The sequence below is a fragment of the Streptomyces tremellae genome (genome assembly GCF_039540215.1).
GTDB classification, from domain to species: domain Bacteria; phylum Actinomycetota; class Actinomycetes; order Streptomycetales; family Streptomycetaceae; genus Streptomyces; species Streptomyces tremellae.
On sequence record NZ_BAABEP010000010.1, the window covers coordinates 88,099 to 109,712 of the forward strand.

20 protein-coding genes are annotated in these 21,614 nt (G+C 72.2%); 10 read left to right on the forward strand and 10 right to left on the reverse strand.

Annotated features, from left to right (window positions below; translation table 11 throughout):
* Positions 1–10: 10 nt before the first annotated feature.
* Positions 11–1,360, reverse strand: a complete 1,350-nt coding sequence (locus ABEA77_RS10540) for an MATE family efflux transporter (protein WP_345644450.1) — start codon at positions 1,358–1,360, stop codon at positions 11–13.
* Between the two features lie 440 nt (positions 1,361–1,800).
* On the opposite strand from ABEA77_RS10540, the gene dnaB reads away from it, so the two are divergent.
* Positions 1,801–3,240: a replicative DNA helicase gene (dnaB, locus tag ABEA77_RS10545; RefSeq protein ID WP_345644588.1), complete on the forward strand. Its 1,440-nt coding sequence runs from the start codon at positions 1,801–1,803 to the stop codon at positions 3,238–3,240.
* Here the strand turns inward: dnaB and ABEA77_RS10550 are convergent.
* The gene (locus tag ABEA77_RS10550) at positions 3,207–3,581 is read right to left on the reverse strand and encodes a hypothetical protein (protein WP_345644453.1); all 375 of its coding nucleotides are present in this window, start codon (positions 3,579–3,581) and stop codon (positions 3,207–3,209) included. The genes dnaB and ABEA77_RS10550 overlap by 34 nt on opposite strands.
* Positions 3,582–3,818: 237 nt before the next feature.
* Here ABEA77_RS10550 and ABEA77_RS10555 point away from each other — a divergent pair, with 237 nt between their 5' ends.
* Together ABEA77_RS10555 and ABEA77_RS10560 are read left to right on the forward strand one after the other, a co-directional pair.
* Entirely contained in the window at positions 3,819–4,304 is a 486-nt protein-coding gene (locus ABEA77_RS10555; protein WP_345644456.1) for a GNAT family N-acetyltransferase, read from the forward strand.
* Positions 4,305–4,375: 71 nt separating this feature from the next.
* Positions 4,376–5,779 carry a serine hydrolase domain-containing protein gene (locus tag ABEA77_RS10560; protein WP_345644458.1) on the forward strand — a complete coding sequence of 468 codons (1,404 nt, stop codon included), beginning with the start codon at positions 4,376–4,378 and terminating at the stop codon, positions 5,777–5,779.
* 107 nt (positions 5,780–5,886) lie between these two features.
* Here the strand turns inward: ABEA77_RS10560 and ABEA77_RS10565 are convergent, their stop codons facing one another.
* On the reverse strand, positions 5,887–6,345 hold the full coding sequence (locus ABEA77_RS10565; RefSeq protein WP_345644461.1) for a GNAT family N-acetyltransferase: 459 nt from the start codon (positions 6,343–6,345) through the stop codon (positions 5,887–5,889).
* Positions 6,346–6,438: 93 nt separating this feature from the next.
* On the reverse strand, positions 6,439–7,326 hold the full coding sequence (locus ABEA77_RS10570) for a GNAT family N-acetyltransferase (RefSeq protein WP_345644464.1): 888 nt from the start codon (positions 7,324–7,326) through the stop codon (positions 6,439–6,441).
* 130 nt (positions 7,327–7,456) lie between these two features.
* Between ABEA77_RS10570 and ABEA77_RS10575 the strand changes: the two genes are divergently transcribed.
* A complete protein-coding gene (locus ABEA77_RS10575) occupies positions 7,457–8,092 on the forward strand; it encodes an HAD family hydrolase (RefSeq protein WP_345644467.1) in 636 nt (211 codons plus the stop codon).
* Positions 8,093–8,104: 12 nt separating this feature from the next.
* On the opposite strand, the gene ABEA77_RS10580 is transcribed toward ABEA77_RS10575, so the two are convergent.
* Positions 8,105–8,590, reverse strand: a complete 486-nt coding sequence (locus ABEA77_RS10580; protein WP_345644469.1) for an NUDIX domain-containing protein — start codon at positions 8,588–8,590, stop codon at positions 8,105–8,107.
* Between the two features lie 296 nt (positions 8,591–8,886).
* Positions 8,887–10,083 carry a cystathionine gamma-lyase gene (locus ABEA77_RS10585; RefSeq protein ID WP_345644471.1) on the reverse strand — a complete coding sequence of 399 codons (1,197 nt, stop codon included), beginning with the start codon at positions 10,081–10,083 and terminating at the stop codon, positions 8,887–8,889.
* Between the two features lie 61 nt (positions 10,084–10,144).
* Here ABEA77_RS10585 and ABEA77_RS10590 point away from each other — a divergent pair, with 61 nt between their 5' ends.
* The 4 genes from ABEA77_RS10590 (at position 10,145) to ABEA77_RS10605 (ending at position 12,392) form a co-directional block, all read left to right on the forward strand.
* Positions 10,145–10,462: a cupin domain-containing protein gene (locus tag ABEA77_RS10590; protein WP_345644472.1), complete on the forward strand. Its 318-nt coding sequence runs from the start codon at positions 10,145–10,147 to the stop codon at positions 10,460–10,462.
* A 170-nt stretch (positions 10,463–10,632) separates the two neighbouring features.
* Complete coding sequence (locus tag ABEA77_RS10595) at positions 10,633–10,848, forward strand: DUF5326 family protein (RefSeq protein ID WP_345644473.1); 216 nt, start codon at positions 10,633–10,635, stop codon at positions 10,846–10,848.
* 267 nt (positions 10,849–11,115) lie between these two features.
* Positions 11,116–11,868, forward strand: a complete 753-nt coding sequence (locus ABEA77_RS10600) for an IclR family transcriptional regulator (RefSeq protein ID WP_425588252.1) — start codon at positions 11,116–11,118, stop codon at positions 11,866–11,868.
* 98 nt (positions 11,869–11,966) lie between these two features.
* On the forward strand, positions 11,967–12,392 hold the full coding sequence (locus tag ABEA77_RS10605; RefSeq protein WP_345644591.1) for an SsgA family sporulation/cell division regulator: 426 nt from the start codon (positions 11,967–11,969) through the stop codon (positions 12,390–12,392).
* Between the two features lie 87 nt (positions 12,393–12,479).
* On the opposite strand, the gene ABEA77_RS10610 is transcribed toward ABEA77_RS10605, so the two are convergent.
* Complete coding sequence (locus ABEA77_RS10610; RefSeq protein ID WP_425588251.1) at positions 12,480–13,913, reverse strand: YibE/F family protein; 1,434 nt, start codon at positions 13,911–13,913, stop codon at positions 12,480–12,482.
* 199 nt (positions 13,914–14,112) lie between these two features.
* On the opposite strand from ABEA77_RS10610, the gene thiC reads away from it, so the two are divergent.
* Positions 14,113–15,864: a phosphomethylpyrimidine synthase ThiC gene (gene thiC, locus ABEA77_RS10615; RefSeq protein WP_345644482.1), complete on the forward strand. Its 1,752-nt coding sequence runs from the start codon at positions 14,113–14,115 to the stop codon at positions 15,862–15,864.
* A gap of 211 nt (positions 15,865–16,075) precedes the next feature.
* Here thiC and ABEA77_RS10620 read toward each other — a convergent pair whose 3' ends face one another.
* From ABEA77_RS10620 to ABEA77_RS10630, 3 genes are all read right to left on the reverse strand, one after another.
* Positions 16,076–16,960 (reverse strand): hypothetical protein, encoded by an 885-nt coding sequence (locus ABEA77_RS10620; RefSeq protein ID WP_345644484.1) that lies wholly within the window; start codon positions 16,958–16,960, stop codon positions 16,076–16,078.
* A gap of 246 nt (positions 16,961–17,206) precedes the next feature.
* Positions 17,207–18,349 (reverse strand): metallophosphoesterase, encoded by a 1,143-nt coding sequence (locus tag ABEA77_RS10625; protein WP_345644487.1) that lies wholly within the window; start codon positions 18,347–18,349, stop codon positions 17,207–17,209.
* Between the two features lie 341 nt (positions 18,350–18,690).
* Entirely contained in the window at positions 18,691–19,812 is a 1,122-nt protein-coding gene (locus ABEA77_RS10630) for a LacI family DNA-binding transcriptional regulator (protein ID WP_345644490.1), read from the reverse strand.
* Positions 19,813–20,248: 436 nt separating this feature from the next.
* Here ABEA77_RS10630 and hisC point away from each other — a divergent pair, with 436 nt between their 5' ends.
* The gene (gene hisC, locus ABEA77_RS10635; protein ID WP_345644493.1) at positions 20,249–21,325 is read left to right on the forward strand and encodes a histidinol-phosphate transaminase; all 1,077 of its coding nucleotides are present in this window, start codon (positions 20,249–20,251) and stop codon (positions 21,323–21,325) included.
* The last annotated feature ends 289 nt before the right edge of the window (positions 21,326–21,614 follow it).

A 21,614-nucleotide genomic window follows, 5' to 3' on the forward strand; every position in this document is an offset into this window, starting at 1 on the left:
GCCGGGTCGCTCAGCGGGTGGCACCGGTGACCAGCCAGCGTCCCGAGCGCATCCGCAGGGAGAGCGTCAGCAGGCGCACCAGCATCATCAGGCCCATCGCCCACCACAGGCCGGTGAGCCCTCCCCCGAGAGAGGGGACCGCCAGCGCCACGGGTGCGAAGACCGCCAGGGTCACCACCATGGCCCCCGCCAGGTACACGCCGTCCCCGGCGCCCATCAGCACCCCGTCGAGGATGAACACGATCCCGGCCACGGGCTGGACAAGCGCCACCACCAGCAGGGCGGGGAGCATCGCGTCGCGCACGGTCGGATCGCCGGTGAACAGCGGGATGAAGAGGGGGCGGGCCGCCACGATGAGGGCCCCGATCGCCACGCCCGCGAGCACCCCCCAGAGGATCATCCTGCGGCACACCTGCCGGGCGCCCGCGGTGTCGTCCGCCCCGAGGTAGCGGCCGATGATGGCCTGTCCCGCGATGGCGATGGCGTCCAGCGCGAAAGACGTGAGGCTCCACAGGGAGAGCACGACCTGGTGCGCGGCGATATCCACGTCGCTGAGGCGTGCGGCCACCGCGGTGGCGATGAGCAGCACGGCCCGGAGTGAGAGTGTGCGGACCAGCAGGGGGGCGCCGGCGCGCGCGCTGGAGCGCACCCCCGCCGCGTCGGGCCGGAGGGAGGCGCCGTGCCTGCGTGCGCCGCGGACGACGACCACGACATAGACGGCGGCCATGGCGCACTGGGCGATCACCGTGCCCCAGGCGGAGCCGGCTATGCCGAGGCCCGCGCCGTAGACCAGGGAGACGTTGAGCCCGGCGTTGGCGGTGAAACCGCCGACGGCGACATAGAGCGGGGTCCGGGTGTCCTGGAGGCCGCGCAGCACGCCGGTGGCGGCGAGCACCATCAGCATCGCGGGGATGCCGAGGCTGGAGATGCGGAGGTAGGTGGTGGCGTAAGGGGCCGCGGTGTCCGAGGCGCCGAAGACGGTGACCAGCCAGGGGGCGGCGGGCAGGGCGAAGGCGATCACGGCCGCACCGAGGAGGACCGCGAGCCAGATGCCGTCCATGCCCTGCTGGATGGCGGCCTTCAGGTCACCGGCGCCGACCCGCCGCGCGACGGCCGCCGTGGTGGCGTACGCGAGGAAGACGAAGATGCTCACCGCGGTGGTCAGGAGGGCTGCGGCGATGCCGAGACCGGCGAGTTCCCGGGTGCCGAGGTGCCCGACGATCGCGCTGTCCACCATCACGAAGAGGGGCTCGGCGACGAGTGCGCCGAAGGCCGGGACGGCGAGCGCGACGATCTCCCGGTCGTGGCGCCGGCGGTCGGGGCGCAGGGGTGTCCCCGGCGCGGCGGGTGCCTGTGTCATACGGCCAATCTAGTCTTCCACAGGTAAGAGGTGCAATGTGGTTGCATCTCTTACGTTGGCTCGATGCCCGTGCCCTCGGCGGCCGTCCGGGCGCCGATCTTGGTCCGTCTGGAGAAGTTTTTCTCCCCCACAGCCGGTGGATGGCAAAAGTGCAGCTCAGGATGGGTGTGTCAAGGGGGGTCCGTTCTTGTCCACAGAGCTGTCCCCCGCTTCGTGCACAGGAACCGCGGGGTTCTCCACAGCATTGGATCGGTCATCCACATGGCCTGTGGATAACCAGATTGGCTGACGGTGCCGACAGGCCTACCGTGGACCGGCGTCCGACGCGCCGAGACCGGAGCCAGCCCTCTCGTTTTGTCAGTGTCGTGCCGTAGAAAGAGTGGCACGGCGAGGTCCGCGGAGCGGATGTGAGGAGGTGGCCGGTGAGCATTCCCGAGCCATTGGACAACCCCTGGACCGACGCCGGGCCCGACGAGAGGCCCCCGATGTCGCGGCAGCGCCGGGGCAGCGACCGGCACGACAGGGGAGACGACCGCGGCTGGGACAGCGGTCCCGGGTTCGAGCGGGTACCGCCGCAGGATCTCGACGCGGAGCAGTCCGTGCTCGGCGGCATGCTGCTGTCGAAGGACGCGATCGCCGACGTCGTGGAGATCCTCAAGGGGAACGACTTCTACCGGCCCGCGCACGAGACGGTCTATACGGCCATCCTCGACCTGTACGCGAAGGGCGAGCCGGCGGACCCCATCACGGTGGCGGCCGAGTTGGTCAAACGCGGCGAGATCACCCGGGTCGGCGGGGCGTCGTATCTGCACACGCTGGTGCAGTCGGTGCCGACCGCGGCGAACGCCTCGTACTACGCGGAGATCGTCCACGAACGGGCGGTGCTGCGACGCCTGGTGGAGGCCGGCACCAAGATCACGCAGATGGGATACGCGGCGGACGGCGACGTCGACGAGATCGTGAACTCCGCGCAGGCCGAGATCTACGCCGTCACCGAGCAGCGGACCAGCGAGGACTACCTGCCGCTCGGTGACATCATGGAGGGCGCGCTCGACGAGATCGAGGCGATCGGCTCGCGCAGCGGCGAGATGACGGGCGTACCCACCGGGTTCACCGACTTCGATTCGCTCACCAACGGCCTGCACCCCGGTCAGATGATCGTCATCGCCGCACGTCCCGCGATGGGCAAGTCGACGCTGGCCCTCGACTTCGCGCGGGCCGCCTCCATCAAGAACAACCTGCCCAGCGTCATCTTCTCGCTGGAGATGGGGCGCAACGAGATCGCGATGCGCCTGCTGTCGGCGGAGGCGCGCGTCGCCTTGCACCACATGCGCTCGGGCACCATGACCGACGAGGACTGGACCCGGCTCGCCCGCCGGATGCCCGACGTGACGCAGGCGCCGCTGTACATCGACGACTCACCGAACCTGTCGATGATGGAGATCCGCGCCAAGTGCCGTCGGCTGAAGCAGCGCAACGACCTGCGCCTGGTCGTGATCGACTACCTCCAGCTGATGCAGTCGGGCGGCTCGAAGCGGGCCGAGAGCCGTCAGCAGGAGGTCTCCGACATGAGCCGGAACCTCAAGCTCCTCGCGAAGGAGCTGGAGATCCCGGTCATCGCGCTCTCGCAGCTGAACCGCGGCCCCGAACAGCGCACCGACAAGAAGCCCATGGTCTCCGACCTGCGTGAGTCGGGTTCGATCGAGCAGGACGCGGACATGGTGATCCTCCTGCACCGCGAGGACGCCTACGAGAAGGAGTCCCCCCGCGCAGGCGAGGCCGACCTGATCGTCGCCAAGCACCGCAACGGCCCCACCGCCACCATCACGGTCGCCTTCCAGGGCCACTACTCCCGCTTCGTCGACATGGCCCAGACCTGACGGCCCCCGGCGGGCAGCCCGGACGTCTCCAAGGGCGCCGAGGCGGTCCTCCTCGCGGCGGTCCGCCGTCGGCGCGCCGTGCCGTCGAACGCACGGGAACGCCAGGACCACCCCGGCCGCGGAAGCTGCCACAACACACCGAGCCCGAGGAGGCGGTCGGCCCTCGCGGCGGTCGACACGGGTCCGGCCGGCGTCGGCCCGAGCGTCCCCGGGGCGAAGGCGCCCAGGCTGTCGAACGCAGGGACACGCCCGAGCACCTCGGTGGGGATCGCGCGTTGGATGACGGCCGTCACGAGGGTGTTGCACACCGCCGCCCCGGCCCCGGCGAGGAGTGCGGCCACGGCTGGACCCTGCTGGTCCTGCGCGACCGCGCGCTGCGGAACAGGGAGGTCTCCGCGAGACGCGCGGGGCGGGCTGGGTCTGCGTGTTCCCTGGGCCGTGTGCCCGTGTGGCGGTTATCGGGCGGGGGTGGGGGTGTGTCCGACATAGTGCAAGGCATGGATGTTTCTTCCGTTTCGGCCCGGTTCCCCGGTCGCTCGGGTCTGCCTTCGGAATGTGTACTGGAGACGCCCCGGCTGGTGCTGCGTCAGGCCCGCGCGGACGACGTGGACGTGTACACGCGGCTGTGGACCGACCCGGAGGTCAGGCGCTTCCTCGGCGGGCCTGTGGAGGGCGGGCGGCTGCGGCTGCGGCAGCAGCGGTTCGCCGGCCGGCCCCGGGTGTTCAGCGTGACGCGGGGCCAGGACTGCTCCGTCATCGGGACCGTGGCCCTGGACGCGGCCGACCGGTGCGGCGGCCGGTGGGAGATGTCGTACTCCTTCCTCACCGAGTGCTGGGGACGCGGGTACGGGAGGGAGGCCGTGGCTGCCGTCGTCGGCTGGGTGCTGGACGCGGCGCCCGCGCCCGACGCCTCGTTGATCGCCGTCACCCAGGAGGCGAACGTCCGCTCCCGCCGGCTGCTCGACGCGGTCGGGCTGCGGGTCCGGGAGCGCTTCGTGGAGTCCGGCGCGTCCCAGGTTCTGTACGCGGCCGGGGGTACGGGGCTCACGGCGGAGACGGGCTGAGCCGGGACACGGGCCGCCCGCGCGGGGGAAATACCCTGGCCCGTGCGCGGGCGGCGGGGTAGATGTGGGGCATGACGCCACCTATTGAGACCGATGCCCCTGCGGACGGTCTGCTCCCCGCCACCCGCCGCTCGCTGCTGCACCGTGTCGCTCTCGGCCAGTCCCAGGGGCGGGCCCCCTCACTCGTCGGCGCAGTGGCGCGGGACGGCCGTCTGGTCTGGTCGGGGGCGCGCGGGACCGTGGAGGGGAGAACGCCCGACGCACATACCCAGTACCGGATCGGCTCGATCACCAAGACGTTCACCGCGGTCCTCGTGCTGCGACTGCGGGACGAGGGGCTGCTCGACCTCGCCGACCCGCTGGAGAGGCATCTGCCCGGCACGTCCGTGGGGGAGCTGACGCTCGCTCAGTTGCTCGCCCACAGCTCCGGGTTGCGGGCCGAACCGCCCGGCGACTGGTGGGAGCGGACGCCCGGCGCGCTGCGCCCCGGCCTCTCCGACATCCTCGGCGACGGGGCGGCCCTGCACCCCGCCGGGCGGCGGCACCACTACTCCAACCCCGGCTTCGCGCTCCTCGGCGCCGTCGTGGAGCGGTTGCGCGGCGCACCCTGGCGCGAGGTGCTCCACCGTGAGGTCCTTGCGCCGCTCTCCCTCGACCGCACCACATACGACCCGGCCGCCCCGCACGCCGACGGCTGGGCGGTCCACCCGTGGGCCGACGCGGTGCTGCCCGAGCCGCTCCACGACCTCGGGGCGATGGCCCCCGCAGGGCAGCTCTGGTCGACGGCGGCGGACCTCTGCCGGTTCGGCGCCTTCCTCCTGCACGGCGACGACCGCGTGCTGAGCGCGGATTCCGTACGGGAGATGCGGACGCCCTCAGCGCCGCCCGAGCCCGGTGACTGGGCGGGCGGCTACGGACTGGGGACGCAGCTCGCTCGGCGCGGACGGCGCACCCTGGCGGGCCACTCGGGCTCACTCCCCGGCTTCGTCGCCTGCCTGTGGACGCAGGAGGAGGAGGGCCTCGTCGCGGTCGCCCTGGCGAACGCCACCTCAGGTCCCACGACAGGTGCGATCGCCGCGGACCTGGTGACCGCCGTGGCGGACGCCGAGCCCAGGCTGCCGGAGCCATGGCGGCCCATGGGGAGCTTCGACCGGGAGCTGCTGGAGCTCGCCGGCCCCTGGTACTGGGGAACCAACGGGTTCGGACTGAAGCTGGTGAGGGACGGCGGAGTGGAGCTGTACCCGCTCAAGGGCGACGGGCGGGGATCGCGCTTCGTCCCCGTCGCGGAGGGCGCGGACGGTACGCCGAGCTGGCGGGGGCTCGACGGGTACTACGCGGGGGAGACGCTGCGGGTGGTGCGAAGCCCGGACGGCTCGGTCAGCCATCTCGACCTGGGTACCTTCGCCTTCACCCGCGGGCCCTACGATCCGGCCGACGCGGTCCCGGGCGGGGTGGACCCCGAGGGCTGGCGCTGACCGGGGAGTCACGGAATCGGTCGTCGGAGGGCAGGGTGGTGGCCGCGTACAAGCGGGTGGTGTTTCACGTGAAACACCACCCCTGTGCCGTATGCCGCTGTGGACCGTCAGAGCGCCAGCTTGAACCCCAGGTGCGAGGCGGTGAAGCCCAGCCGCTCGTAGAAGCGATGGGCGTCCTTGCGGCTCGCGTCCGACGTCAACTGGACCAACTGGCAGCCCTGGCGCCGGGACTCGTCGACGGCCCAGGTGATGAAGCGGGTCCCGAGGCCGCCCCCGCGCTCGTCGGCGTGCACCCGCACCCCCTCGATGACCGAGCGGGTCGCGCCCTGCCGGGAGAGACCGGGCAGGACGGAGAGCTGGAGCGTGCCGACAACGCGGCCCGCGCGCACGGCCACCATCAGGTGCTGGTGCGGGTCGCCCGCCAGCCGTGCAAAGGCAGCCGCGTAGGGGGCGAGGTTCTCCGTGTCCTCGCGCTGGGCGCCGAGCTCGTCGTCGGCGAGCATCGCCACGATCGCGGGGAGGTCGTCCTCGGTGGCGGGCCGTATCGTCAGGTCGTCGTCGGTCATGGCGCCACCCTAGGCGGCGTGCTCCGGGGCCTGCGGCCGGCGGAGCGTGGTGCGCCGCAGGCCAGGCGCGGCCTGACGCGGAGACGGCCTGTGTCAGCAGGTGGCCATCGACAGCGGGGCGAAGCGGCGGTCCGCGTCTCCGGGCAGACCGGAGGTGTTGAGGACCATCACGGGGCTGCCGAGGACCGTGTCGAGCCCCTGCTCCTTCAACCAGCGGAGCAGGTCCTCGTGGCGCGTGTCGATGTCCGTGCGGAGTGGCCGCCGTGTGCCGGCGCCGAGCGAGGCGATGAGCGCCTTCGCCGTGTCGGTGTCGCGGGCGACCAGGGGACCGATCACATCGGCGGCGGCGGAGGCCCAGGCGGCCCCGTACCCGATCACTTCGGAGCCGTCGAGGGCGATCCGCAGCTGCTCGGCGAAGGCCGGGAGCCGGGTGATCATCAGCGTGCGGTCGACTCCGAAGGCCGTCTCGTCGAGCCGGATCAGGGCGGGCAGGTCATCGGCGGTGGCCGTCCGTACGGTGATTCCCCCAGCGGGCCCGGACGGAGGTCCGGGCGCGTGCAGCCGTCCCGTTACGGTCAGGTTCTGGGCGACCGTGGTGAATCCCAGACGTTCGTAGAGGGGCTGGCCGAACCGGGTGGCATAGAGGGCCAGCGGCGCGCCGTCCACTGCGCGGAGTATGTGCCGCATGAGCAGCCCGCCGAGACCCTGGCGCTCGTATCGGGCGGCGACCAGCAGCATGCCGACGGAGCAGAACTCGCCCGGGTGTCCCGCCCCGGGGGTGCCGTAACGGGTGAGGACGACCACTCCGGCCAGTCCCGTACCGCTCGGGTCGTCGATGCCGTATCCGGTCCCCGCGGTGAGCAGAAGCCGCCACTTGCGCTCGTCGGGCGGCCACCCCCGGTCCGCCGTGATCGCGACGCAGGGGGCCAGATCGCGCAAGGTCAGAGGCCGGATCGAAGGCTCGGCGAGCGGTGTCGGCATGGGCCCAGGCTGACGGAGCCGGTGATCGTTCGTCCACCGCTTTAGGCAAAGTGGCGACAAATCCTGGGAGTCGTTTCACGTGAAACACGGCACAGGACGCGCCGGAGCCGCGCGTACTACTGTCCCTCGTATGGCGACCGCCCGCAGATTGCACCTCTTCGACGTCGACGGCACGCTGATCAGGGGATCCGCGGCGGCCGTGGAGATATCCCGGCAGCTGGGGGTGACCGCGGAGATCGCGGAGCTGGAGCGGGAGTTCGTCACGCTCGGGCTGCCGCCGGGGGAGTTCGCCGTGCGGGCCAGGGAGCTGTGGGCGGAGCTGACGGAGGACCATGTGGCGGCCGCCTTCGCACAGGCGCCGTGGCTGGCGGGGATCCGCGAGGTCTGGGCCGACATCCGGGCGCGGGGAGACTACTGCGCGGTGATCTCACTGGGCCCGGACTTCTTCGTGCGGCGCCTGCTGGACTGGGGAGCGCACGCCGCGCACGCCTCCGTCTGGCCGTCCGTGCCGTTCTCCGCGCCCGTCGAGCGTTCCGGCATCCTCAGCCCCGCCGCCAAGGTGCACACGGCGGAGCGGCTCTGTGCCGAGCTGGGGCTCGCCCTTGACCACTGTGTGGCGTACGGGGACTCGCTGTCGGACACCGAGCTGTTCCGGGCGGTGGGCAGCGCCGTCGCCGTGAACGGCGACCACCATGTCGCGGCTCTCGCTACGCACGCCTACGGCGGCGGCGACCTGCGGGAGGCGTACGCACTGGTCGGCGGCTGACCAGCGGCGCGGTCAGCCCAGGTCGGGTGCGTGCAGCGCCCGCACGCCCTCGATGTTGCCGTCGAGATAGTGCCGCAGCGACAGCGGCACGAGATGGACCGCGGCGATGCCGACCCGGCTGAACGGGATCCGGACGACCTCGTACTCGCCGCGCGGGGCCTCCACCTCGGGGCCGTGCCGCAGTGCCAGGTCCATGGAGGCGAGGCGGCACACGAAGAAGTGCTGGACCTTCACGCCGGAGACGTCCGACGCGCCCTCGGCGATGTGCTCGACGGTGTCCACGAAGCACGGCACCACGTCCGTGATCTTCGCACCCAGCTCCTCGTCGACCTCGCGGTGCAGCGCGTCGACCACCGTGGCGTCCGTCTCCTCCACGCCCCCACCGGGCGTGACCCAGTACGGGTCGACCCCCGGCCTGGTGCGCTTGATGAGTACGAGATCGTCGCCGTCGAGCAGGATGGCGCGTGCGGTGCGCTTGACCACGGGCCGTTCGGTCATGGGAAGAGGTTGGCCCGTGAGGTGGCCGGCGAAACGCGTGTCGTCCGGGTGGTCACCAGTCCACGGCGGCACGCGGCGGGCCCCGCCAGGACAGTGTCCGTTCTGTGACTGGACACTGACTCACGGTCAACTAGCCTTGTCCGGAGGTCCCGGGGTTCCGCCGCCTCCGGAACCCGAGGGCGGTCCGAGCCACGAGGGGGGAGGCTCGGACCGCCCGTCCTCGGGCCGCGGGTGCGGTCGGCGCCCGCGGCCTCTGCGGGCGGGGGCGTTCCCGGTCCGTCCGCCGGGCGCGGGGTTCAGTCCGCCGCGCCGTTTCCCGTGAAACCGAGCGCGTCCAGGGAGCGCAGCACGTCGGCCACCAGATCCTCCGGGTCCTCCGCGCCCACCGAGAACCTGACGAATCCCTCGGGGACCGCGTCGCCGCCCCAGCGCCCGCGCCGCTCCGCCGTGGACCGCACCCCGCCGAAGCTGGTCGCGTCGTCCACCAGCCGCAGGCCGTCAAGGAAGCGCTCCGCCTGCTCGCGGTCGGGCAGCGTGAAGGACACCACCGACCCGTACCTGCGCATCTGGCGCGACGCGACGGCGTGCGACGGGTCGTCCGGCAGGCCCGGGTAGCGCACCCCGCTGACCTCGGGGCGCTCGCGCAGCGCGTGGGCGAGCGTGAGGGCGGTGGCGCACTGCCGGTCGTGCCGCAGCTGGAGTGTGGCGAGGGAGCGGTGTGCCAGCCATGCCTCCATGGGGCCGGGGATGGCCCCGACGACCTTCCGCCAGCGGCGCACGGCGGTGGCGAGCGCCGGGTCCCCGGTGGAGACATGACCGAGGAGCACGTCGCCGTGGCCGGTCATGCCCTTGGTGTCGCTGGCGACGGAGAAGTCAGCGCCCAGGGCCAGCGGGCGCTGGCCGAGCGGGGTGGCGAGGGTGTTGTCGACGGCGACGAGCGCCCCGCCGCTGTGCGCCTCCCGCACCAGGGCGCGGATGTCGCAGACGTCGAGCCCCGGGTTCGAGGGGGTCTCGATCCACAGCAGCTTCGCTCCCGCGAGCACCTTGCGCTGGGCGTCGCCGCCGGTCGGCGCGGTCCGCACCTCCACGCCGTACGCGGTGAGCTGCTCGTGCAGCAGCGGCAGCGCCTGGTAGCCGTCGTCGGGGAAGACGACGGCGTCGCCCGCGCGCAGTTGGGAGAGGGCGACGGCGGAGATCGCGGCCATGCCCGAGGCGAAGACCACGGTCTGTGCCGGGTCCCCGGGGGACTCCAGCTCGCCGATGGCCCGCTCCAGGTGCGTCCATGTGGGGTTCTCGTCGCGGCCGTACGTGTACGGCCCTGTCGGGTCGCCCGGCAGGTGGTAGTGGGCGGCGAAGACCGGGCCCGGCAGGGTCGGCTCGTACTTGTGCGGCTCCGGCAGGCCGGCCCGCACGGCCCGTGTCCCCTCCCCCGCGGACGGCGCCGCGGCCCTCGGGCGCCCGCCCTCCCCGGCCGCCGCATCGTGGCCGGTCACGGCTTCGCCTCACAGTCGGCGATCTTCTTGACTGCTGAAATCTTCATGGTCTGATCGTGGCATGAAGGCATTCCGACTTGACGAGCTGGAGGCGGAGCGCGCCGCGAACGACGGCGCGTACCTCCAGTTCCTGCGTGCGCGGACCATGTCCCTGGGTCTTTACGCGCTGGACGCGGGCGAGCAGGACCGGCAGCAGCCGCACCAGCAGGACGAGGTGTACCTCGTCGTGAGCGGCCGCGCGTCGATCACCGTGGGGATGGAGACGACCCAGGTGGCCAGGGGGAGCGTCGTCTTCGTGCCGGCCAGGACCCCGCACAAGTTCCACCACATCACGGAGGACCTCCGGGTCATGGTGGTCTTCTCCCCGCCGGAGGGCTGAGGGGCACCCCGAGCCGGGACTCAGGGGCGGATCAGGGGAGAGCGGGGGACGAGACGCCCCCGCCGCGGCCCGCGGCCTTCTAGCATCGAAAGCGTCAACCGGATGCGGCGGCGAATGCCCGAGGCGCCGGAAGCGGAACCGGAGAGGTCCGGAGGAGTGAGGTAGAGGCGATGGCAAGGCAGGGGATTTTCGCGGGACTGCCCTGGTGGGTGAAGTGGGTCGCCATACCCTTGATCGTCCTCGTCGTGTTCGGCGGACTGATCACCACTGTCGTGGGCTTTGTGATCGGACTGCTGTTCAAGGCGCTGATCCTGGTGGCCCTGGTCGGTGGACTCATCTTCCTCGTACGCAAGTTCACGTCGTCGTCCTCGCGGGGAGACTGGTAGCCGCCGGCCCGCAGAGCGGCCAGGATGGCTGGTTAGCCCGCGCGGGGGAAAGCCGTACGGGAAACCATCCTTGGCCCCGGTGTGCCTTTAGAGTGACTGGTCTCTGCCGTACCCCTGTTGGTTTCCCGCGGGGCCGCGGCGGGTGCGCGGGGGCGGCCCCCGCGGGCGGGCTGCTGCCCGTCAGCACCCCTGGGGGGACGACCCATGGCCACAACACGATTTCCCGCCGTGAACGCCCCGGCTGCCGCGCGCGCCGGGGCGCCGACGCTGATCGGCTCCGTGCAGCGTGCGCTGCGCCTGCTGGAGGCGGTGGGCTCCCACCGCAACGGCGCCTCGGCCAAACAACTCGCCCGCGAGGCCGGGCTCCCCCTCGCCACCACGTACCACCTGCTGCGCACCCTCGCCCATGAGGGATACCTCCACCGGGAGAACGGCGTGTTCCGGTTGGGGGCCTCCGTGCCTCTCCTGGCCAGGGACGAGGCATTGCAGAATCGTCGCAGCAAGATCGTCGAGACGCTCCGGTCGCTCTGCGACCGCCTGGGCGCCCCGGTCTACTTCGCGGTCTACCGCGACGGCGAGATCGAACTCGTCTCGGTCGCAGACAGCCCCCAGACCCCGGCCGTCGAGGAGTGGGTCGACTTCCGGACCACCGGCCACGCGCACGCGATCGGGCAGTGCCTGCTGAGCCAGCTTGACGCCGCCGCGCGCCGCGACCACCTGGACCGCCACCCCGTCTTCGCGCTCACCGCGCACTCCGTACGCAGCGAGGGGGCCCTGCTCACCCGCCTCGCTGCGCTCGACCGCACCGCCCGCGATCCGCTCCGGCCGGTGATCGAGCGTCAGGAGTACGTCCTCGGCACGGTCTGCGCGGCGCTGCCGATGACTGTCGGGGCCACCCCCGCGGCCATGGCCATTTCTGTGCCTCACGACAAGGAAGAACGGCTTCTGCCGACCGTCGAGCGGTTACGCAGAGAGATCAGCACGCTGCTGACCTCGGGAACCTTCTCTATCAGTATGTGAAAAATTACTCCTTGTGATCTGTTAGCGCTTCGAGGACGATTGCGTCAAGGGGGGCAAGGGGATCATTCCTAGCCGTATCTACTCCGGAGTGGTGCATGATGCGCGAATCGGTACAGGCCGAGGTCCAGATGAGCTTCCTCGTCTCCGAGGAGCTTGCCTTCCGGATTCCGGTTGAGCTTCATTACGAAACCGAGGATCCCTACGCGGTGCGCATGACGTTCCACCTGCCCGGGGACGCGCCCGTCACCTGGACCTTCGGCCGTGAGCTGCTGCTCGACGGAATCAACGTCCCGAGCGGGGACGGGGACGTGCACATCGCCCCGATCTCCCCCGAGGATCTCTCCGACGTCCACATCCGGCTCCAGGTCGGCGAGGACCACGCGCTGTTCCGGGTGAGCGCCGCGCCCCTCGTGGCCTTCCTCGACCGCACGGACAGACTCGTACCGCTCGGCCAGGAGCAGGCCGCCGAGGGGGCGCTGGAGAAGGAGCTCGGGCGGATCCTGGCCGAGGAGAACGCGGGCTGAGGCGCGTCCTGGACGCGGACGGCGCCGGACCGCGTCGCCGGGCGCCCGGTCCGGGCACTCCTCCGTGCCGCCGGCCGGTGCCGCCGGTCAGCGCTTGCGCCGGTGGCCCGTGGGCCGTCGGGGCGCCGGAAGGGCGCCGCTCTGCCGGGGCACGCCGCCAGGACCTGTCGCGGGCTGGGGCGGGCCCGAGCGGTCGGCGGCGACCACCAGCGCGGCCAGCACCGTGGTCACCGGCACGGACGCCACCAGGCCGATGGATCCCACCAGCGTCCTGACGATCTCCTCCGCGACCAACTCGCTGTTGGCCACCGTCCCCACCCCCGAGTCCGCGATCGAGAACAGCAGCAGGAGCGGCAGCGCGGCGCCCGCGTACGCCAGGACCAGGGTGTTCACCACGGACGCGATATGGTCCCGGCCGATCCGGATGCCCGCCCGGTACAGGGCGCGCGTCCCCATCGACGGGTCGGCCTGGTGGAGTTCCCACACGGCGGACGTCTGGGTGACCGTCACATCGTCGAGGACCCCGAGCGATCCGATGATCACCCCCGCCAGCAGCAGGCCGCTCATGTCGATTCCCGGATACAGGCCGTGGATCAGCCCGGTGCTCTCGTCGGTGTTCCCCGTCAGGCTCGTCCAGCGGATGAACACCAGCCCCAGCACGCCCGTGAGCAGGAGCGAGACCAGCGTGCCCAGCACCGCGACCGAGGTCCGTGCGGTCAGTCCGTGGCACAGGTAGAGCGCGATCAGCATGATCGCGCCCGCGCCGATCACCGCCACCAGCAGCGGATTGGACCCCTGGAGGACGGCGGGCAGGATGAACAGCGTCAGCACGCCGAAGGACACCGCGAGCGCCACCAGCGCCGTCACGCCCCGCATCCGTCCCACGACGACCACCGCCACCGCGAAGATCCCGGCGAGCAGGTAGAGCGGGAACGCGCGGTCCACGTCCGTGACGGAGTACTGGAGGTCGTGCGGGGCCTTGGGCGCGTACGCCAGCACCACGCGTTGTTTCACGTGAAACTGGCGGGGGGCGTCCGGCTGGACCACCTCGTCGAACTGCCGGCCCTTGTCCTTGCCGGTCTCCACCCTCACGGTCGCCTTCTTGCAGCCACCGGCGGCCGACTGTCCGGAAGGCGCCGACGGCGCCGACGATCCCGAACTTCCCGCTCCCGCACCGGCGGACGAGCCGTCACCCGACGAGGGGAGCTGCGCCGCGTGCGCGTCCGCGCAGTCCATCGCCACGACCCGGGTCACCACGCCCTGCTGGGTCTCCTGGTCGAAGCCCACCCCTGACCTGTGGTGGGCGGGCGCGCCGCCCGGCCACAGGACGGCGAGCCCCACCACGACCGCCGCGGCGAACGGGATCAGCACCGCGGCGATCACCGTGCGCAGATGCCGGGAGACCGGCGCGGCCGGGCCGTGGTGGTGGGTGTGGTCTCCGGAGTGTCCGGGGCCTTCGCCGCCGGGCCGCGGGGACGGGTGCTCGGACGGCTGCTGAGGTCGGGTCACAGGGCAGATCATGCCAACAGCGGGCCGAGGCCCTCTGGTCTTCGCGCGGGACGAGGCGTTAGCGTGGTCGCGCATTTGCACACGCGGGAGCTCGGAGCACCGGGCTGAGAGGGCGCTGACGTGCGGTGACGTGGGGAGACCCCCGCACCCCTGCGCTGCGCCGACCGCTGAACCTGTTACCGGGTAATGCCGGCGTAGGGAGTTTGGTCTCATGACCGTTCAGGAAACAGACACGTCTGCCATCGGCTGGCACAAGGGGTACCTCCAGGGCTCGCGCCCCGACCTCCGGGTACCGGTGCGGCGGGTGCACCTCACCAACGGGCAGGACGTGACGCTGTACGACACGTCGGGCCCGTACACCGATCCCGGGATCGTGACGGACGTGCGGCGCGGTCTCGCGCCCCTCAGGGAGAACTGGATCATCGCGCGCGGCGACACCGAGGAGTACGCGGGGCGGCCCGTGCGCCCGGAGGACGACGGCCTCAAGCACACCGCGCCGCGCGGCGGGCTGCGCAACCTCGACGCGGTCTTCCCCGGCCGCCCGCGGCAGCCGCGGCGCGGCAGGCCGGGACGCGCGGTCACGCAGCTCGCGTACGCGCGGCGCGGCGACATCACCCCGGAGATGGAGTACGTGGCCCTCCGGGAGAACGTCTCCCCGGAGACGGTCCGCGAGGAGATCGCGGCGGGCCGGGCGGTGCTGCCGGCCAACGTCAACCACCCGGAGACCGAGCCGATGATCATCGGCAAGAAGTTCCTGGTGAAGGTCAACGCGAACATCGGCAACTCGGCCGTCACCTCCTCCATCGAGGAGGAGGTGGACAAGATGACCTGGGCGACCCGGTGGGGCGCCGACACGGTCATGGACCTCTCGACCGGCCGCAACATCCACACCACCCGCGAGTGGGTGCTGCGCAACTCCCCCGTGCCGATCGGCACCGTGCCGCTCTACCAGGCGCTTGAGAAGGTCGACGGCAGGGCGGAGGAGCTGAGCTGGGAGATCTACCGGGACACCGTCGTCGAACAGGCCGAGCAGGGCGTCGACTACATGACCGTCCACGCCGGCGTGCTGCTGCGGTACGTGCCGCTGACCGCCCGCCGGAAGACGGGCATCGTCTCGCGCGGCGGCTCGATCATGGCGGCCTGGTGCCTGGCGCACCACCAGGAGTCGTTCCTGTACGAGCACTTCGAGGAGCTGTGCGAGATCCTCGCCTCGTACGACGTGACGTACTCGCTGGGCGACGGGCTGCGGCCCGGCTCCATCGCGGACGCCAACGACGAGGCGCAGTTCGCCGAGTTGCGCACCCTCGGGGAGCTCAACACGATCGCCAAGCGGCACGGCGTGCAGACGATGATCGAGGGCCCAGGCCATGTGCCCATGCACAAGATCAAGGAGAACATCGACCTCCAGCAGGAGGTCTGCGAGGAGGCGCCGTTCTACACGCTCGGCCCGCTGACCACGGACGTCGCCCCCGCGTACGACCACATCACCTCGGGCATCGGCGCCGCGATGATCGCGTGGTGGGGTACGGCGATGCTCTGCTACGTCACGCCGAAGGAGCATTTGGGCCTCCCGGACCGGGACGACGTGAAGACCGGCGTCATCACGTACAAGATCGCGGCCCACGCGGCCGACCTGGCCAAGGGGCATCCGAGTGCGCAGGAGTGGGACGACGCCCTGTCGGACGCGCGGTTCGAGTTCCGCTGGGAGGACCAGTTCAACCTGGCGATGGACCCGGACACGGCGCGCGCGTTCCACGACGAGACGCTGCCCGCCGAACCGGCGAAGACAGCCCACTTCTGCTCGATGTGCGGGCCGAAGTTCTGCTCGATGAAGATCTCCCAGGACATCAGGCGCCGACACGGCGGCGAGTTGGGGGCGTCGGAGATCGAGGAGGGCATGGCGGAGAAGTCCCGCGAGTTCGCGGCCACGGGCAACCGGGTCTATCTGCCGCTGGCCGACTGACCGCCCCCGCCCCGGCGCGCTCCCCGGCCGGCCGTGCGCGGGCCGGGGAGCGCGCCCCGGGGCAACGGGGCCGGCTCCCTTCCTGCGAGCGCCGCGTGCCGGCCTCTCACAGCCCCCGTGCGGGCGCCGGCGCGCTCGGCGACTCCGGGCGTGTCCTTCTACGCGGGACTCGGGCGTGCGCCACGGGAGGCGGCGTCGACGGCACGTGGCACTACTCCGGCTGGTGGTCCGGGCCTCCGTAGTCGGGGCTGCTGAAGTCGGGGCTGGCGTAGCGGGGGCGGCTGCCGCTGGTCGCGCCGTCGCCCGGGCTGGAGAAGTCCGGCCTGCTGTAGCCGATCTTCGGCAGCTGGTGGTCCCGCGCCGGCGCGGGCGGCCGCTCCCGGGACGCGCGGTCAGGATCGGAGCCGTCCCGCCGGCCGCCGCGGGCCTCGGCCTCCTCGGCCTCCCGCAGCGTCCGGCGGAGGTACGGCACGATCCCGCGCTCCAGCAGGGCCTCGCGCCACTGCTCCCGCGCCTGCGCCACCTCGTCGAGCGCGCCCGCGGAGCGGATCTGCGTCGAGCCGTTGCGCAACGCCGTCACCAGCAGGCCGACGCCCGCCGCCAGCATGCCGAGGGCCATGACCGAGGCGAAGAACCAGCCGAAGGCGATCAGCGCGTCGGCCAGGGGCCTGGTGGCGCCGACCCCCCTGAGCAGATAGCCGGCGACCAGGAAGATGAGCGCGGCGACGGCGGCGAGCACCGGGACGAGGACGGCGGCGATCGCGGCGACGCCCGCCCCCGTCGTAGCGGGATCGCCGAGCACGGACGTGCCGGGCAGGCGCGGCACCGGCGCGGAGGACGGCGGCGCGGGGACGGGGGAGGCCGGGCGCGGGGCGCGCCGCTCGGCGCGCAGCTCCCGGTAGCGCTCGTACTCGGGCGCGGCTGCCTGCGCGATCAGCGACTGGGCGTCCAGCGCCATCCCGCGCAGCTGGTGCGCCGTCAGCTGCCGTCCCACGGCGGCGAGATCGGGCCGGTCCCGCGCGGCGCGCAGCGCCTCGTCAAGGATCCGCTCGAAGTCCGCGCGGTCCTCGCCCAACAGATGCGGAGCGCTGTTCATGGTGCATCCCCCGATGCTCCGTAGGGCCGGTCCACCCGGCGAAGATCGGGCGGTGGGCAGAAACGGAGGAGAGTCTGCTACGGATACGCCGATGGTAGAGCGGTTCCGGCCCCCTGTGACAGGGATTTTCGCGAAATCGCCTACCCGCCGGTCGATTCGGCGGTCTCACGGGCGCCGGACGGAGGTTGCTCCTGTGCCCGGCCGCCGACCGCCCCGCGGCACGGCGCGCCAGGTGCTCCCGGCCGTTCAGTCGTGCAGCGGGAGCTGGACGACCAGCAGCTTTCCGGCCATCGTGACGCCGCCGTCCATCGCGACGGCCAGCCCGTCCGCGTAGACGTGCGGACCCTCCACCACGGGCCCCGAGCGGCCGCTCTCGTCGTCGGGGTCCTCGGCTCCGACCTCGCCGAGCAGGTAGGGGATGGGGCTGTGGCCGTGCACGATGCGGCTGCCGCCGTACGAGGAGAGCAGTTCGCGCACGGCGTCGGGACCGTCGTCGCGGAAGGCGAACCGCTTGGTCAGCTTGCGGAACAGGTCCCAGCACTCGTCGGCGTCGTTGCGGGTGAGGATCTGGTGGACGGTGTCGTTGACGTCGTCGATCGTCGTCCCGTAGTCCAGGTACGCCGTGGTGTCGGAGTGCATCAGCAGGTGCCCGTCCTCCTCCGCCACCGCGTCGAGGCGGGACATCCACTGGAGGTGGACGTCCTGGAGGCGCTCCATGTCGGACTGCTGGCCGCCGTTGAGCAGCCAGGCGGCGTGGAACGTCGCCGTGCCCGCACCGGAGTTGACGGGCGTGGGGCCGAACCGCTTGGCGCCGAGCAGCAGCAGCTCGTGGTTGCCCATGAGCGCCTTGCAGTAGCCGCCGGCCGCCGCGGCCTCCGCGGACAGCCGCATCACCAGGTCGATGACGCCGACGCCGTCAGGGCCCCGGTCGGTGAAGTCGCCGAGGAACCACAGGCGCGCGGTGCCCGCGGACCAGTGGCCCTCGCCGTCCACGAGCCCCTGCTCGGCGAGCGCCGCGAGCAGCTCGTCCAGATAGCCGTGGACGTCGCCGACCACGTAGAGCGGGCCGAGCGCGGGCTCGGCCGCCCGGTCCTCCGCGACCTGCATGCGGACGGTGGGCGCGGGCGCCTCGTCGGCGCCGAGGACCGGCAGGTCGCGCTCGGTCGGGGTGTAGTCGTCCGGCAGCTCGGTGTCGGGGACCGCGTCGCCCGGGTGCGCGGGGGCGACCGGCTGCCCGTCCTCCAGACGCGGCTGCGCCGCCTGGGGCGGGACCTGCGGCGCGGCCGGCGCCTCGCCCTGCACGGGAACCTGCTGCGCGTAGGGCGGCACGCGGAAGTCGCGCAACGTCGCCGTACGCACCACGGGTTCCTCGTCGGCCCCCTGTGTCATCGACCCCTCCACCACCGTCGCGCCGCCGCCGTACACCGCCGGGCCCGGATCTGCCGGACGGGGATCTGCCCACCTGAGAGAGGAAGGGACCCGCGGTGTCGTGCGCCCATCATAGGAATGCAGCTCCTCCTGTGTGACGCACCAGGGGTGGTGAATCCGAACCGGATGCCCGCCGACCGGCTCTTTTCGCGCTGATCGCCCCGAAAGGGGTGGTCTGGACCTGCTCCGGGGGCAGGGAGGAGCGGCTCCGGGCCCCGGCACGGAGGCCCGGCCTTCGCGCCGGGTGGCTGTCCGCGCGGGGTGACGGCGCACCGGCGGCCGGGCGCGTCGGGACGCGTCGGTCAGGGGCGGTCGCTCGACGGGGAGCGGGGCGCGCTGACCGTCCTGCGCGGCGGGCGCCGCTGCGACGACGTGCGCACGATCAGCTCGGTCGGTATCACCCGTTCGAGCGGTCCGTCCGCCGCGACGCCCTCGATGGCGTCGATCAGCAGCTGCACCACCGCCGTGCCGATGCGGCGGGGCTTGAGCGAGAGCGTGGTGATCGGCGGCTCGGTCGCCGCGTACACGGTCGATTCGCTGCAGCACACGAGCAGCAGGTCCTCGGGCACGCGCAGGCCGTAGCGGCGGGCGGCGGCGAGCAGGTCGGTGCCGTTGGGGTCGAACAGGCCGTAGACGGCGTCCGGGCGGTCCGGGCGCGCCAGCAGCCGGTCCGCGGCGACGGCGCCCGCGCACGGGTCGTGCGCGGGATACGCCTCGTAGACCGGGTCCTGGCCGACGCGTTCGCACCAGCGCAGGTAGGCGCTGGTGGACAGGCGCGTGTAGGTGTCCGTGGTGGTGCCGGTGAGCAGCCCGATGCGGCGCGCGCCCGCCTCGGCCATGTGGTCGAGCAGGTCGAGTACGGCTGCCTCGTGGTCGTTGTCCACCCAGGCCGTGACGGGCAGCGTGCCCGCGGGCCGGCCGTCCGAGACGACGGGCAGCCCCTGGCGCACGAGCTCCGTGACGACGGGGTCGTGGTCGGACGGGTCGACGACGACGGTGCCGTCGAGCGCGACGTTGGACCAGACGTCGTGCTGGGAGGTGGCGGGCAGGATCACCAGGGCGTAGCCGCGGGCGAGCGCGGCCGAGGTCGCCGCACGCGCCATCTCGGCGAAGTACGCGAACTCGGTGAAGGTGAAAGGTTCATCCCCGTACGTGGTGACCGTGAGCCCGATCAGTCCCGACTTGCCGGTGCGGAGGGTCCTGGCGGCCGCCGAGGGGCGGTAGCCGAGGCGCTCCGCGACCTCGCGGACGTGGCGTCGGGTGGCATCGGGTAACCGCCCCTTGCCGTTGAGCGCGTCGGAGACGGTCGTGATGGAGACACCGGCCGCGGCGGCTACGTCACGGATACCGGCCCGACCGCCCTGCCGGCCTCCTCTGCGCGTTGTGTCCGTCCGGCTCACCTGGTGTTTCCCTGCTGCTGTCATGGCGAGCCGATAGTAGGGCGCGGACCGGTGGTTGGGCGTGTCGCAAATGCACCACTTGGCAGGCACGTTTCTGCATGATCATTTAGCGCTAATGCCTTGCTAAGCAAAGGGAGTTGCGGGATCGTGTGGCGATCTTCCATGTCGCGGGCCGCTTATGCCTGGGGCGGGGGCCATGTTTCGAAGAGGTCTCAACTCACCACTACGGGGGACGCGCGCCACGGCGCGAGCCACCAGCGCGCGCCAGGAAGAAGTGCGCCCCCCGGCCCTGCGGGCCCGTGGGACGGGCCACGCGGGCCCGCAGGCGCGCGGGGCCAGGGCGCGCGGCGGACGCCGCCCCGGCCCGCCCCCGTTCGCACGGGGGCCGTCTGCTCGTAGGGTGAGGTCACCCGCGCGGCGGAGCTGCCGGCGCGGGCGGGAACGGCGAGGAGGAGCAGTGGTGAGCGAGACGGGTCCCCGGCTGCGGGCGCAGTTGGACGGCATCCCCACCTACAAGCCGGGCAGGCCGGCGCCCACGGGCGCCACCGCGTACAAGCTGTCCTCCAACGAGAACCCCTATCCGCCGCTGCCCGGCGTGATGGAGCAGGTCGCCGCCTCGGCGGAGCGCCTGCACCGTTATCCGGACCTGGCGTGCACCGAGCTCACCGCGGAGCTGGCCGGCCGCTTGGGGGTGCCCGCGGCGCACGTCGCGACCGGCACCGGGTCCGTGGGGGTGGCCCAGCAGCTCGTCCAGGCGACATCGGGCCCCGGCGACGAGGTCCTCTACGCGTGGCGCTCCTTCGAGGCGTACCCGATCGTCGTGCAGATCCCGGGGGCGGCCTCCGTGCAGGTGCCGCTGACCCCGGGCGAGGGCCACGACCTGGACGCGATGGCCGCCGCGATCACCGACAGGACGCGGCTGATCTTCGTCTGCAACCCCAACAACCCCACGGGCACCGTGGTGCGCAGGGCGGAGCTTGAGAGGTTCCTCGACAAGGTGCCGTCCGACGTGCTGGTCGTCCTGGACGAGGCCTACCGCGAGTTCAACCGCGACGCCGAGGTGCCCGACGGCGTCGAGATCTACCGCGACCGGCCGAACGTGGCGGTGCTGCGCACCTTCTCCAAGGCGTACGGGCTCGCGGGGCTGCGGGTCGGCTTCGCGATCGCCCACGAGCCCGTGGCGGACGCGCTGCGCAAGACGGCCGTGCCGTTCGGCGTCAGCCAGATCGCGCAGGACGCGGCCGTCGCCTCGCTGCGGTCCGAGGAACAGCTGCTCCTGCGCGTCGACGCGCTGGTCAAGGAGCGGGACCGGGTCGTCGGCGGGCTGCGCGGGCAGGGCTGGACGGTGCCGGAGACGCACGCCAACTTCGTCTGGCTCCGGCTCGGCGAGCGCACGCTGGACTTCGCGGCGCGGTGCGAGCGCGCCGGTGTGGTGGTGCGGCCCTTCGCCGGCGAGGGCGTGCGGGTGACGGTCGGGGAGTCCGAGGCGAACGACCTGTTCCTGCGCGCGGCGGAGGAGTTCCGCACGGTGCTGTAGCCGCCGTGGCCGCAGGCGTACGGGCCGCCCAGGACGCGGCGTCCTGGGCGGCCCTTCGCAGGGTGGACGGCCCCGGCCCCCCACCGGCCCTGTCGCCGTGGCGACTTGAGTATTTTGTCTGCTTACGTCCCGATGGCTCGGACCCCATTCCGCCCAAAAGGCGCGACGCGGACGTGACGTGGACCAGATGTGATTCAGGCGACGTACCCCCGCCCGCCGATCCGGTGGCGGGCTGCGCCATACTGGTCTTGTGAATGTGAACGCATTCACAAGCCCGCCTGGTTCGTTC